Here is a 13,099-nt window from a genome sequence, read left to right on the forward strand (position 1 = left end):
GCCAGCACGGCAAACCGATCCATGCCGTATTCTGCTGTGTCGGGGGTGGCGGACTGATTTCCGGCGTTGCCGCGTACATCAAGCGGGTCCGGCCGGAGACCAGGATCATCGGGGTTGAAGCCAGCGACGCCGACGCCATGGCGCGCTCGCTGGCGGCCGGCAAGCGCGTGCGGCTCGACCATGTCGGCCTGTTTGCCGACGGTGCGGCGGTCAAATACGTCGGCGAGGAGACCTTCCGCCTCTGCCAGATGTACGTCGATGAAATGGTGCTGGTAAATACCGACGCCATTTGCGCGGCGATCAAGGACGTCTTCGAGGACACCCGCGCGGTCCTCGAACCGGCGGGCGCGCTGGCGGTGGCCGGCGCCAAGGAATACGCCCGCGCGCACAAATTGAAAGACAAGACGCTGGTCGCCATCGCCTCCGGCGCCAACCTCAACTTCGACCGTCTGCGCTTCGTTGCCGAACGCGCGGAACTGGGCGAACAACGCGAAGCCGTCTTTGCCGTGACCCTGCCCGAGAAACCCGGTGCCTACAAGCGATTCGTGTCGTTGATCGGATCGCACAACATCACCGAGTTCAACTACCGCTACAACGACCAGCGCGACGCACACGTCTTCGTCGGCATCCAGGTCGGTTCCCGCGCCGAATCGATAAAGCTCCTCGAACAGCTGCACAGGCACGATTATCCGGCCCTCGATCTGACCGACGACGAAATGGCCAAGGGGCACATCCGCCATCTGGTTGGCGGCCACTCGCCACGCATCAGCAACGAGCTTCTTTACCGTTTCGAGTTTCCCGAACGCCCTGGCGCACTGATGAAATTTCTCAACAGCATGAGCGCGGGCTGGAACATCAGTCTTTTTCACTACCGCAACCACGGCGCCGACTACGGGCGAGTACTGGTCGGCATGCAGGTACCGCCGAGTGAAATGAACGAATTCGAGGACTTCCTGAAGAAGGTCGGCTACGCGCACTGGAACGAGACCAACAACCAGGCGTACAAGCTGTTCCTGGGCTAGTTTCACGCCGCAGACACCCGTAGCGGTGATAGGCTTGGCCGGCAACGCCAGCGGCCTTGACCTCTCACACGCCGCTGTTCGTTCCCGAGCCGGTCCAGACACCGCACACTTTCGAGGAGATCATCGAGATGCCCATGAACATCGTCAACGACGTCACCGGCCTGATCGGCAATACGCCACTGGTCAGACTGCATCGAATCACTGCCGGCATCGAAGGCACCATCGCCGCCAAGCTGGAGTTCTGCAATCCGGCGCACAGCGTCAAGGATCGCATCGCCATGGCCATGATCGACGACGCGCAGGCTGCCGGCCGGATCGGCCCGGAAACGATCGTTCTTGAACCGACCTCGGGCAACACCGGCATCGGTCTGGCAATGGTCTGCGCGGCGCGCGGGATCAAGTGCTGCTTCGTGATGCCGGAAACGATGAGCCGCGAGCGCCGCCTGCTGCTCAAGGCGTACGGGGCCGAACTGGTCCTCACGCCCGGGCCGGACGGGATGGGCGGCGCCATCGGCCGCGCCGAAGCCATGGCCGCCGCCGATTCGCGCTACTACATCCCGCAGCAGTTCGAAAACCCGGCCAACCCGGCCATCCACCGTACGACGACGGCTGAAGAGGTGTGGCGTGACACGCATGGCCAGGTCGACATTTTCGTCGCCGGTGTCGGCACCGGCGGCACGATTACCGGCGTCGGCGAAGTGCTCAAGGAGAGGAAGCCCGGCGTGCAGGTGATCGCCGTCGAGCCCGACGCTTCGCCGGTGCTCTCCGGTGGAACGAAGGGACCGCATCCGATCCAGGGCATCGGCGCCGGCTTCGTGCCGAAGGTGCTCAACACGGCGATCTACGACGAAGTGCTGCGGGTCAGCGCGGACGACGCTTTCGCCACCGCCCGCAGAATGGCCACCGAAGAAGGCCTGCTCGTCGGCATTTCTTCCGGGGCCGCAGTATGGGCGGCGATGGAAGTCGCGCGGCGGCCGCAGAACGCGGGCAAGCTGACCGTCGTCGTCATTCCCTCTTTCGGGGAACGCTACCTGTCGACGGCCCTCTTTGCGGACCTCGAAGTCTGAGTGCATTGTGCCGATGCTGCCGGTGAGTGATTTCTGCTTCGACCGCGTCATCGACCGTCGCCACGGCGACTCGCTGAAGTGGAACCGCTACGCTGACCGCGACGTGCTCCCCCTGTGGGTTGCCGACATGGATTTTGCGGCGCCGCCGGCGATCATCAGCGCCCTTGAAAAGCGCGTCGCCCACGGCTGTTTCGGCTACGCAGAGGCGACCCCGTCGCTGCTCGCTGCCGTCCTCGGGCATCTGCAGCGCGCCTACGACTGGCAGATCGAGGCGGACTGGCTGGTCTGGCTGCCGGGGCTGGTCAGCGGGCTCAACGTCGCCTGCCGCGCGGTCGACGGCGATGTGTTGACGGCGACGCCGGTCTATCCCCCGTTCCTCTCGGCACCCGGCCTGGCCGGCAAGGAACTGGCCACCGCCGCGCTGCAGCAGCTTGGCGGCCGCTGGGTGTGGGATTTCGCCGCCTTGCACAAGGCGGTGACGCCGAGCAGCCACCTGCTGCTCCTCTGCCACCCGCACAACCCGGTGGGGCGCGCCTGGGACGATGACGAACTCGCCCAGATCGCGGCCTTCTGCAAACGCCACCAGCTGATCGTCTGTTCCGACGAAATCCACTGCCAGTTGCTGCTCGACCGACACCTGCGACACCGGCCGCTGGCGACGATCGACGCCGACATCGCGCAGCGCAGCATCACCCTGATGGCGCCCTCGAAAACCTACAATATTCCCGGTCTCGGTTGCGCTTTCGCGGTCATTCCCGACGCTGCGCTGCGGCGGCGCTTCAAGGCGACAATGCACGGCATCGTCCCGCATGTGAATGCCCTGGGCCTGGCGGCAACGGAAGCCGCGTATCGCGACTGCGATGACTGGCAACAGGCGCTGCTCGCCGTTCTGCGCGACAACCGCGACCGGGTGGCAGCGGTACTCGGCGACATCCCGGGTCTGACCGTGAACCAGGTCGAGGCGACCTACCTGGCGTGGATCGACGCGCGCGCCCTCGGCGTCGGCGACGCCGCGGTTTTTTTCGAGAACGCCGGCGTCGGCCTGTCCAATGGCGCTGATTTTGGCCTTCCCGGCTGGTTGCGACTCAATTTCGGGTGTCCGCGCGCGACGCTGGATGCAGCACTCGAGCGCATGCTCAGTGCCTGTTCGGCCTTGCCCGGGCGACTGCCACCGGCGAGAAGCGCATTGCTTTAGTCGAACCGCGCGCCTAGCATGCGAGACTCTGGGTGCCAACAAGGGCAATCGTAGTAAATGGCATTCTCTTTCTTTTCACGCCGGTCCTGGTCTGGCCACGCAGCGATCCTGATCGGCGTCGCCTTGGCCGCTGCGGCGATTACCGGCTGGGTGAGCAGCTCATTGTCGAACGCCGCCCAGGAACGCCTTGAACAACGCTTTCGCCAGGCAGCGGCAACGCGTGCCGACCTCGTCAGGCAGCGGATTGTCGATCAGCTGGACAACCTGACGACCTTGCAACGCCTTTTCAGCAGCGTTGAAGCGGTCGATTGGCGTGCTTTCGAGGCGTTCGCCGGACCAATGGTCGGCGATCGCGGCATTCGCGGTTTTGGCTGGTTGCCCGTCGTCGAGGCGGCTGATCGCGACAACTTCGAGCGCCGCGCCCGCCGGATTTGGGGCAACTCCTTTGCGATCAGCGAACGCAACGCTGAAGGAGCAACGCAGGCCGGTAGGCGATCGCCCACGCTATTTCCCGGTCCTCTATGCCGTGCCCTACGAGCCCAATCACCTGGCCATCGGGGTCAATCTGCACGCCGCGTCGAACCGCGGGCCGCTCATCGAGCAGGCGATTGATACCGGCCTGCAGGTGAGCAGCGATCTTGGCCCGCTCCTCATCGACAACCGACAGACCGACACCGTGGTCATCTGCGCACCCGTCTACCGTGGCGGCAAAGTCCCTCCCACCCGCGATCAGCGCCGTGCGGCGATCAGGGGCATCGTCCTCGGTGTCCTGAGCATGAATCAGATGTTCGACGCCGCCAACGCCGGGGATACCGAAACCGGCCTGAACGTCTTCCTGGTCGACCAGACGCGGCCGGAGGAACAGCAGCTGATTCGTGCCTGGACCCCTGCCGGGCAGCCTCCGACGCAGCGCGCAAAGGCGGCGGCGATCAACGGCTACCGAGCCGAGGTCGAGATTGGACGGCGGCTGTGGTCGGTAGAGATAGAGGCTACGCCGGGCTGGCTGGAGCGCAATTATTCGCCGATGGTGCCTTACGTTCCGCTGCTCGGCGCGCTGTTCACCCTGCTCCTGCTGATCTACCTGCACAACGTGCTGAACCGGCGCGCGATGGCCGAGGAACTGGTCCGCGAGCGGACGGCCGACCTCCTCGAACGGCAGAACTCGTACCGGACGCTGGTCGAGAATCTGCCGGTGATCATCAGTCGCTACGACGCTCAGTATCGCCACCTGTTCACCAACGCCTCCTTCGAACGTTCGCTGGGCCTTCAACCAGGCAGCGTTCTCGGAAGGACCGTGCGCGAGGTGTTCGCCGACTTCCCCGATCTGGACGCGGCGCTGATCGAGCGCTGGGAGCGTGCGCTGGCAGCAGTCTACGAAACCAACTGTGCGCAGCAGATCGAGTTCGGTTTTCCGACGCTCCAGGGTCCACGCTTCTTCGACGGCGTTCTGGTCCCGGAACACACCAAACCAACTGGCGAAACAAGCATCCTCGGCATTTTCCACGAGATCACCGAACGCCACGTGGCCGAGGCCTGGGCACGCAAGCTCTCGCTGGTCGTCGAGCAGAACCCGGCCACGATCATCATTACCGATACCCAGGGGCGTATCGAATACGTCAACGACAAGTTCGTCGAAACGACCGGTTATGCAAAGGATGAGGTCATCGGCCAGACGCCGGCGATACTCAAATCAGGACGTACGCCAGCGGCCACCTACGCCGACCTGTGGGCAAAGCTCAAGGCCGGCGACACCTGGCATGGCGAGTTCGAGAACAGACGTCGCGACGGCTCGCTTTATCACGAACGCGCCATGATCGCACCGGTCGAGGACAGTCAGGGTCGCACCACCAGCTTTGTCGCCATCAAGGAGGATGTCAGCGAGTTGCGGCAGATGATCGACCGTCTGCACGAAAGCGAGAGCCGCTTCCGTGGCGTGGTGTCGGCGATGGCCGAAGGGCTGATGCTGTGGTCGCAGGCGGGAAAACTGATCTTTGCCAACCCCGCCGCCGAAGAAATTTTCGCCGACTCGCAGGAAACGTTTTCCGGCGGCGTTTCGCTTGCCGCCGGCACGACCAGGCTGCGCGAGGATGGAACACCTTTTGCCAGCGAGGACTGGCCCTGGGTGATCGCCATCCGCGAAGCCTGCGAAGTGCGCGAAACGGTCATGGGATTGCGCGCCGCCGACGGCAGCGTGCGCTGGATATTGATCAATGCCTCGCCCTTGTGCACCGGCACCGCGACGCAGGCTAACGCCGCCGTAGCCACATTTACCGACATCACCGAGCGCAAGGCCGCGCAGCAACGCGCCGAATTCCTGGCCCACCACGACCCGCTGACAGGGCTGCCCAACCGCCTGCTCCTGCGCGACCGCCTCGAGCAGGCCCTGGCGCTGGCCAGGCGGTCGCACGGCCGCGTCGCCCTGATGTTCCTCGACCTCGACCGCTTCAAGACGATCAACGACTCGCTCGGCCACCCGGTCGGCGACAAGTTGCTCCAGGCCGTTGTCGCCCGGCTCGGCACCTGTGTTCGCGAATCCGACACCATCAGCCGGCAGGGCGGCGACGAGTTCCTGATCGTCCTCAGGGACGCGGGCGACAGCGAGTCGGTGTCGCGGCTGGCGGACAAGATCCAGCAGCGCATGGGCGAACCGTTTCTGATCGGCCAGCACGCCTTGTCCACCTCGTTCTCGATCGGTATTTCGCTCTTTCCCGACGATGGCGACGATTTCGACAGCCTGACGCAGAAGGCCGACACGGCCATGTATCACGCCAAGCACTCCGGCCGCAACGCGCACCGCTTCTTCACCGAGCAGATGAACGTCCAGGCGGTCGAGCACATGCATCTCGAAACTCGTCTGCGGCGGGCACTCGAGCGTTCCGAATTCGTCCTGCACTATCAGCCGCAGATCGACCTGGCTTCGGGCGCGATCGTCGGCGTCGAAGCGCTGGTGCGCTGGCAGAGCCCGGATCACGGATTGGTTGCGCCGGCCAAATTCATCCCGATTGCCGAAGAGACGGGTCTGATCGTGCCGCTCGGCAAGTGGGTTCTCGGCGAAGCCTGCCGTCAGGCGAGCGCCTGGCAGGCGGCCGGGCTGCCGCCCTTCAGCGTCGCGGTCAACCTTTCCGGCGTGCAGTTCCGGCGCAGCGATCTGCTCGAAACGGTGATCAACTCGCTGGTCCTCGCCGACCTCGACTCGCAATGGCTGGAACTCGAACTGACCGAATCGATCCTGATTCACGACGCTGAAGCAACGCTCGACACTGCCCGCCGCCTGAAGGCGATCGGCGTCAAACTATCCGTAGACGATTTCGGTACCGGCTACTCGAGCCTTGCTTACCTGAAACGTTTCGCGGTGGACAAACTGAAGATCGCCCGCCCCTTCGTCCGCGACCTGGTCAGCAACGCCGACGACGCGGCAATCGTTCGCGCCATCGTCCAGATGGCGCACGCGCTCAAGCTGCGCGCAATCGCCGAGGGTGTCGAGGATGCCGAGGTCGCCGCGCAGCTGCGTCTCTGTCAATGCGACGAAATCCAGGGTTACTGGATAGCGCGCCCGATGCCTGCCGATGCGCTGGCAGCCTTCGTTCTCGGCCGCCAGCCAGCCTAGCGCAACGGCCGGAAGATACCGGCTTCGGTAACCACCGCGTCGAGGGGCTGGTCGTGCGGCTGGGGAACGATGGTGTCCAGCCGGCCCAGTTCGAATCCGACCCCGACGACCAAGGGTCGCGGCGAGAGCAGGGCCAGGGTGCGGTCGAAATAGCCCCCCCCGTAGCCGAGGCGGTAGCCGGCGAGGTCGAAGCCATTCACCGGCAACAACAGCGCCTCGGGAATCAGAAAGTCGCCGCCAGCCGGGGTTGGAATGCCATAGCGATCGGCGAACATGACGCTGTCCGCGGACCAGGCGCGAAATGCCAACGCCTGCTGCTCGTCGATGACCACCGGCAGCAACGCGCTGAAGCCTCGCCTGCCCGCACTGGCCCATTCCTCGATCAACGGCCTGAGATCGGCTTCATTCTTCATCGGCCAACAGAAACCGACGGCCAGCGCCGACAAATGCGGGAAGCCGTCGCGCAAGTGCGCGCAGACGCGGCTGGAGAGTTGCGCGCACTGCTCGGCAGTCAGCGCCAGGCGGCGATCGAGCAGGCTCTTGCGCACTGCGCAACGCGCCGCCAGGCGCTCGCCGGCCGGTCCGTCGACAGCGATTGCAGAGATTGGTCCGGCAGCCATGTGATATGCTCAAAACCGATATTTTCAGGGAAATCCAGCTTACCATGAAGTTTCGCGACACCCTCCGCCACACCATCCTGATCGTCCTCGGCAGCTGGTTTCTGACCCCGCTCGGCGCCGTCGCGACGGACGCAGACGAGCAGTTTCTCGCCGCCCGCAGCGCCGCTCGCAACGGCGACAGAGTCCGCCTCGAGCAACTGGCGGCGACGCTGCAGGGTTACGAACTGGCGGCCTATGTCGATTACTGGCAGCTTCTCCTCGACTTGAAGGAGGCCGATCCGGCGACCGTCGCGGCTTTCCTGAACCGACACCAGAACACCTACGTCGCCGAGAAGTTGCGCACGGACTGGCTCCGACAGACCGGCAAGCAGCAGCAATGGGCGGCCTTCGACGCCGAGTTCCCGGGTCTGCTGCAAGCCCCGGCGCAGGATCTCGCCTGCTATTCGCTGCAGAGCAGGCGCGCACGCGGCGACCCGACCATGCTCGACGATGCCTTGCCGCTGTGGTTGACTCTGCTCGAGCCGCCGGAACCCTGCTACCCGGTGCTGGAGGCACTGATACTCGAAAAGCGGGTCCTCGCCGACGCCGTCTGGGCGCGCATTCGCAACCAGTTCGAGGCCAACAAGACCACTGCGGCGGCGTACAGCATGAACTATCTGCCGCCCAGCCAGACGCCGGACAAGAAGCTGGCGCAAACGATCATCGGCGCGCCGCTGCCCTGGCTGATCAGATTGCCGGGCGATTTTTCCGGCAATCGCATGCAACGCGAGCTGGCCGTCCTCGCTATCCAGCGCATCGCCCGCAACGACCCGCGCATGGCTGCACAGCAACTGCAGCGGATAGCGCCTTCGCTGAACAAGGATCAACTGGGCTGGGCGTGGGCCCAGATCGGCCGCCAGGCGGCGCAGGACCACATGCCAGAGGCCATCGAGTGGTATCGGCAGGCGGGTGACGCGCCACTTTCGGACGACGTGGCGGAGTGGAAGGTCCGCGCGGCGCTACGCGCACAGGACTGGGGCGCCGTGCGCTCGACGATCGAAGCGATGCCGCCGGAACTTGCCGCGCAGCCGGCCTGGATCTACTGGCTGGGCCGCGCCTACCGTGCCGGCGGTCGACTTGCCGAAGCGAATGCGCTGTTTATGAAGATCGCCGGACAACCCGATTTTTATGGCAACCTGGCCAGTGACGACCTCGGCCAGCCGATTGCACCACCACCGCAGGCGTCACCGCCGAGCAAGGAAGAATTGGCCGCCGTTCACGCCAATCCCGGCGTGCAACGCGCACTGGCTTTCTTCCGCCTCAATCTGCGCTCGGAAGCTGTCCGCGAATGGAACTGGGCCCTGCGCGGAATGAGCGACCGGGAACTGCTGACCGCATCCGCGATCGCCTTGCGTGCCGACATCTACGACCGTGCCATTGCCACGGCCGACCGAACGCGCAGTGAACACGACTACTCGCTGCGCTACCTGGCACCGTTTGGCGATCAGGTGCGGCCGGCAGCACGCAACCAGGCGCTCGACGACGCCTGGGTATATGGCCTGATGCGCCAGGAGAGCCGCTTCGTCACCAATGCGCGTTCGGGTGCCGGTGCTTCCGGTCTGATGCAGCTGATGCCGGCCACCGCCAAATGGGTAGCCGGCAAGATTGGTCTCAAGGATTACCACCAGGGCAAGGTCAACGACACCGAAATCAACCTGCTGCTCGGCACCAGCTACATGCGGCTGGTGCTCGAGAGCCTCGACAATCACCCGGTGCTCGCCTCGGCGGCCTACAACGCCGGGCCGGGTCGGGCGCGCAGATGGCGCGCCGACGTGCCGCTGGAAGGGGCAATCTATGCGGAAACGATTCCTTTCGGCGAAACCAGGGACTACGTCAAGAAGGTGATGAGCAATTCGGTCTATTACTCGGCACTGTTCGACGGCCGACCGCAAACGCTCAAGAACCGGCTCGGGGTCATCGCTCCCCGCACCGGCGGCGAAGCCAAGGGCGAGGATTTGCCTTAGAATCATGCTTTCTCGACACTCATTTCACCGGTAGAACGCTATGGAACTCAAGAACGTGCTGTTGATCGGCGGCAGTGGTTTTGTCGGCGGTTGGATCGCCAGCTGCCTTTCGCAACGCGGCGTACGGGTGACGATCGCTACCCGCCACCGCGACAACACCAAGAAGCTGATCATGCTGCCGACCGTCGAGATGGTCGAAGCCAAGGTGAACGATTCACAGGCCCTCGTCGAACTGATGCGCGGCCAGGACGCCGTCATCAACCTGGTCGGCATACTCCACGACAAGGATTCGCGCCTGCCTTACGGCAAGGGTTTCGCCGCGGCACATGTCGACCTGCCGAGGAACATTGTCGCGGCCATGAAACAAAGCGGCGTCCGGCGCCTGGTGCACATGAGCGCGCTGAATGCAGCCGGCGACGGGGCATCGGAGTATCTGCGCTCGAAGGGTGAAGGAGAAGCCGTGGTCGGGGCGGCCATGGACGAACTGGAGATCACGGTATTTCGACCGTCGGTGATTTTCGGCCCGGGTGACGCTTTCCTCAACATGTTTGCCAAATTGCTCAAACTGTTCCCGATTTTCCCGCTCGGCGGCGCCTCCGCGCGCTTCCAGCCGGTCTTTGTTGGCGACGTGGCGAAGGCTTTCTGCGACAGCCTCAACGATCGCAACACCTTTGGCCAGACTTACGACCTCTGTGGTCCTAAGGTCTACACGCTGCGTGAGCTGGTCGAGTACACGGCCCAACTGGTCGGCAAGCGCCGGCGCATCATCGATCTAGGCAACGGCGGCTGGGCCTACCTGCAGGCCGGCCTGCTGTGGCTGCTGCCAAACCCGCCGATGTCGCCGGACAACCTGCGTTCGATGGACGTAGACAGCGTCAGCGATGGCGCACACGACTATCCTGGTTGGCAGCCAACAGCCCTGGAAGCCGTGGCCCCGACCTACCTGTCGCCAGCCGAGCAGGGGCAGGTTCGCCTGGATCGCTATCGCCTCCGTGCCGGTCGCTGAGCTGGCTGGCGCGCCGCGCTAAGCGCCGGCCAGCGTCCTGATGGAGATCTTCACCGTCGGCGGCGCCATCCGCGACGAACTGCTCGGCTTGCCGGTTCAGGATCGTGATTACGTCGTCGTCGGCGCCTCACCCGAGGAGATGCTCGCCCGCGGCTTCAAGCCCGTCGGCAGGGATTTCCCGGTTTTCCTGCACCCGCAGTCGCACGCGGAATATGCGCTGGCGCGGACCGAACGCAAGACGGGCCGCGGCTACAAGGGCTTTGCTTTTCGCGCCGCACCGGAAGTCAGCCTGAGTGAGGATCTGGCGCGCCGCGACCTGACCATCAACGCCATTGCGCGCAGTGCCGATGGGATGCTCATCGACCCCCATCGCGGTGTCGATGATCTCGCCGCGCGCGTACTGCGCCACGTCGGTCCGGCCTTCGTCGAGGACCCGGTGCGCGTCCTTCGCCTTGCCCGCTTCGCCGCTCGCTTCACCGCTTTTACGGTAGCCCCGGAAACCGTGGCCCTGGCGCAAGAAATGGTCGCCAGCGGCGAGCTCGACCACCTGGTCCCCGAACGCGTCTGGCAGGAACTGGCCAAGGGTCTGCTGGAAGAAAAACCGTCGCGGATGTTCGACGTACTGCGCGAATGCGGAGCGCTGCGCCGACTGCTGCCCGAACTGGACCGCCTTTACGGCGTACCGCAACGCGCCGAGATGCACCCGGAAATCGATACCGGCGTGCATGTCATGATGGTCGTCGATCAATCGGCGCAGCGCGGCTGCACGCTACCGGTACGCTTCGCCGTATTGCTCCACGATCTCGGCAAGGGCGAGACGGCTGCTGCCGACTTGCCACGCCATCCGGGTCACGAAGCGCGCAGCGTCGAACTGGCGAGCGCGGTGTGCAAGCGCCTCAGAGTACCGATCGAGTGCCGGGATCTGGCGCTCCTCGTCGCACGCCATCACGGCGACGTACATCGCGCCGGGCAACTGGCGACGGCAGAGATCGTCAGGCTGCTCGAAAACACCGACGCCTTGCGCCGCCCCGAGCGCTTCGAGCAGCTGCTCGAAGCCTGCACCTGCGACTTTCAGGGTCGCCTGGGCTGGCAGGACGCCGGCTATCCAGCAGCGCCACTTCTTCGCCAGGCCCTGCTGCTGGCACGCGGCATCGATGCCGCGGCGATTGCCGGCAGCTGCCCGGAACCCGCCGAGATTGGCGCGCGGATACACGCCGCTCGCGTGGCCGCGCTGGCACCACTCGTGAAGCCCGGGGCAGAGACCGCGCCTGTGCAGCGCACGTAGTCGGCCCGAGCCTGCCAGCAGGCCGCCAGCAGCGCGAGCGACGCCGGGGACACTGGCAAGGCCACCGGCAGTGGCGGGCGGCTTCAGAGGGTCCGGCTGCGGTCGCCGCTGGCAAAGCCGAGCAGTGGCTCGGCAATACCCTTGCCAAGCGCCATCACCTTGAACAGCTCGCCCATTTCCGCCGGTGAAACCAGCTTGTTGGCGGCACTGGCCAGGGGCAGGTAGCGCCGCGCATCACTGCTTGGCGTTCGTGCGAGAACCGCAGCCAGGCCACAGTCGAGGAGGAAGCTCGACTGCGTGCTGTAGCCGAGCAATTCCAGACCAGCCGAACAGCCGCTTTCGACGATCGCCGTGAAATCGACGTGCGCGGTGATGTCCTGCAAACCAGGCAGATAGAAAGGCTCGCCGTGGGCGTGGTGGCGGTAGTGGCACATCAGCGTGCCGGCGCTGCGTTGCGGATGGTAGTACTCGCGGCGCGGAAAACCGTAGTCAATCAGCAACAGGGCGCCGCACCCGAGACGTGCCGCCCACTCCGCGACCCAGGCACCTGCGGCCAACGAAACCTCGCTCAGGTACCCGGGTGGCAGGGCGCATTCGGCGGCCAGTGCCAGTGCCCGCTCGCGCAGCCTGCCGCTAGCCGGGCGATCGACCCACGCAAACTGCCCGTGCTTGACGGTGACGCCGCGCTCTGCGACGCCCGTCTCGTTCCAGACGACGAGGTGCACCGGCATCGCATCGAGCACTTCGTTGGCCAGCACCAGCCCAGCGAAGCGCTCGGGCAGGCGCTCGAGCCAGGACACCCGCGACAGCAGATGCGGCACCTGGGCGGCAATCACCTGGCGCTGCCGCGCCCGCAGTTCGCCGGACAGTTCGAGAATGGCGTAGCTTTCGGGAAGCACTCCACGTGACTCGAGTTCGCGCAGCAGGTCGGCTGCCAGTTGGCCGCTGCCGGCGCCAACTTCAATGATCTGCGGAGAGCTGAGCGCGAGGATCTGTCGCACCTGCGCGGCGAGCGTCTGGGCAAAAACCGGAGAGAGTTCCGGAGCGGTGACAAAATCGCCCGCCGCACCAAACTTGTGGGCGCCGCCTGAGTAGTAGCCCATCGCCGGCGCGTAGAGCGCAAGGTCCATGAAGCGATCAAAGCCGATCCAGCCGCCGCCCGCGTCAATCTCACGGACAAGATGACCGCTGAGCGCGGTGCTGAAGGCCAGCGCCTCGGTCGTCGGTGCGGGTAATGTCATGGCGGCGGTCAGCGAAGGCGGAGCAAGGCGACGATCGACCACGGGCGCTTCAC

At 65.1% G+C, this 13,099-nt stretch carries 9 protein-coding genes and 1 pseudogene; 8 read left to right on the forward strand and 2 right to left on the reverse strand.

From position 1 onward, the window contains the following. The 5 genes and pseudogenes from ilvA to QZ613_RS17930 form a co-directional block, all read left to right on the forward strand. Positions 1-1,022 (forward strand): threonine ammonia-lyase, biosynthetic (gene ilvA / locus QZ613_RS17915; RefSeq protein ID WP_291983390.1); only part of this gene is annotated, 1,022 nt, incomplete at its 5' end. A gap of 134 nt (positions 1,023-1,156) precedes the next feature. Continuing rightward, on the forward strand, positions 1,157-2,089 hold the full coding sequence (gene cysK, locus QZ613_RS17920; RefSeq protein WP_043570852.1) for a cysteine synthase A: 933 nt from the start codon (positions 1,157-1,159) through the stop codon (positions 2,087-2,089). Positions 2,090-2,102: 13 nt separating this feature from the next. Beyond that, positions 2,103-3,284 (forward strand): PatB family C-S lyase, encoded by a 1,182-nt coding sequence (locus QZ613_RS17925; protein WP_043570843.1) that lies wholly within the window; start codon positions 2,103-2,105, stop codon positions 3,282-3,284. Between the two features lie 339 nt (positions 3,285-3,623). Next, positions 3,624-3,686: pseudogene (locus QZ613_RS21230) on the forward strand (hypothetical protein); the annotation flags it as partial. 43 nt (positions 3,687-3,729) lie between these two features. Beyond that, the gene (locus tag QZ613_RS17930; RefSeq protein ID WP_291983393.1) at positions 3,730-6,891 is read left to right on the forward strand and encodes an EAL domain-containing protein; all 3,162 of its coding nucleotides are present in this window, start codon (positions 3,730-3,732) and stop codon (positions 6,889-6,891) included. On the opposite strand, the gene QZ613_RS17935 is transcribed toward QZ613_RS17930, so the two are convergent. Then, the gene (locus QZ613_RS17935) at positions 6,888-7,511 is read right to left on the reverse strand and encodes a 5-formyltetrahydrofolate cyclo-ligase (RefSeq protein ID WP_043570841.1); all 624 of its coding nucleotides are present in this window, start codon (positions 7,509-7,511) and stop codon (positions 6,888-6,890) included. The two genes, QZ613_RS17930 and QZ613_RS17935, sit on opposite strands and share 4 nt — an antisense overlap. A gap of 44 nt (positions 7,512-7,555) precedes the next feature. On the opposite strand from QZ613_RS17935, the gene QZ613_RS17940 reads away from it, so the two are divergent. The 3 genes from QZ613_RS17940 to QZ613_RS17950 are packed head-to-tail and all read left to right on the forward strand — an operon-like array spanning position 7,556 to position 11,805. Then, positions 7,556-9,514, forward strand: coding sequence for a lytic transglycosylase domain-containing protein (locus tag QZ613_RS17940; RefSeq protein ID WP_291981175.1), 1,959 nt, complete (start codon positions 7,556-7,558; stop codon positions 9,512-9,514). Between the two features lie 40 nt (positions 9,515-9,554). Further along, positions 9,555-10,520 carry a complex I NDUFA9 subunit family protein gene (locus QZ613_RS17945; RefSeq protein WP_291868174.1) on the forward strand — a complete coding sequence of 322 codons (966 nt, stop codon included), beginning with the start codon at positions 9,555-9,557 and terminating at the stop codon, positions 10,518-10,520. 40 nt (positions 10,521-10,560) lie between these two features. Next, on the forward strand, positions 10,561-11,805 hold the full coding sequence (locus tag QZ613_RS17950; RefSeq protein WP_291981172.1) for a multifunctional CCA addition/repair protein: 1,245 nt from the start codon (positions 10,561-10,563) through the stop codon (positions 11,803-11,805). An 83-nt stretch (positions 11,806-11,888) separates the two neighbouring features. Here QZ613_RS17950 and QZ613_RS17955 read toward each other — a convergent pair whose 3' ends face one another. Further along, positions 11,889-13,046, reverse strand: a complete 1,158-nt coding sequence (locus QZ613_RS17955) for an SAM-dependent methyltransferase (RefSeq protein ID WP_291983395.1) — start codon at positions 13,044-13,046, stop codon at positions 11,889-11,891. Positions 13,047-13,099: the final 53 nt, after the last annotated feature.

Source organism: Candidatus Accumulibacter sp. ACC005 (assembly GCF_907163215.1).
Taxonomy (GTDB): domain Bacteria; phylum Pseudomonadota; class Gammaproteobacteria; order Burkholderiales; family Rhodocyclaceae; genus Accumulibacter; species Accumulibacter regalis.

What these genes read in the sequence shown, in the direction of transcription:
- QZ613_RS17955 (WP_291983395.1), bottom strand. Translation starts at nt 13,046, where the DNA reads ATGACATTACCCGCACCGACGACCGAGGCGCTGGCCTTCAGCACCGCG.
- QZ613_RS17945 (WP_291868174.1), top strand. Translation starts at nt 9,555, where the DNA reads ATGGAACTCAAGAACGTGCTGTTGATCGGCGGCAGTGGTTTTGTCGGC.
- QZ613_RS17950 (WP_291981172.1), top strand. Translation starts at nt 10,561, where the DNA reads ATGGAGATCTTCACCGTCGGCGGCGCCATCCGCGACGAACTGCTCGGC.
- QZ613_RS17925 (WP_043570843.1), top strand. Translation starts at nt 2,103, where the DNA reads ATGCTGCCGGTGAGTGATTTCTGCTTCGACCGCGTCATCGACCGTCGC.
- QZ613_RS17940 (WP_291981175.1), top strand. Translation starts at nt 7,556, where the DNA reads ATGAAGTTTCGCGACACCCTCCGCCACACCATCCTGATCGTCCTCGGC.
- cysK (WP_043570852.1), top strand. Translation starts at nt 1,157, where the DNA reads ATGAACATCGTCAACGACGTCACCGGCCTGATCGGCAATACGCCACTG.
- QZ613_RS17935 (WP_043570841.1), bottom strand. Translation starts at nt 7,511, where the DNA reads ATGGCTGCCGGACCAATCTCTGCAATCGCTGTCGACGGACCGGCCGGC.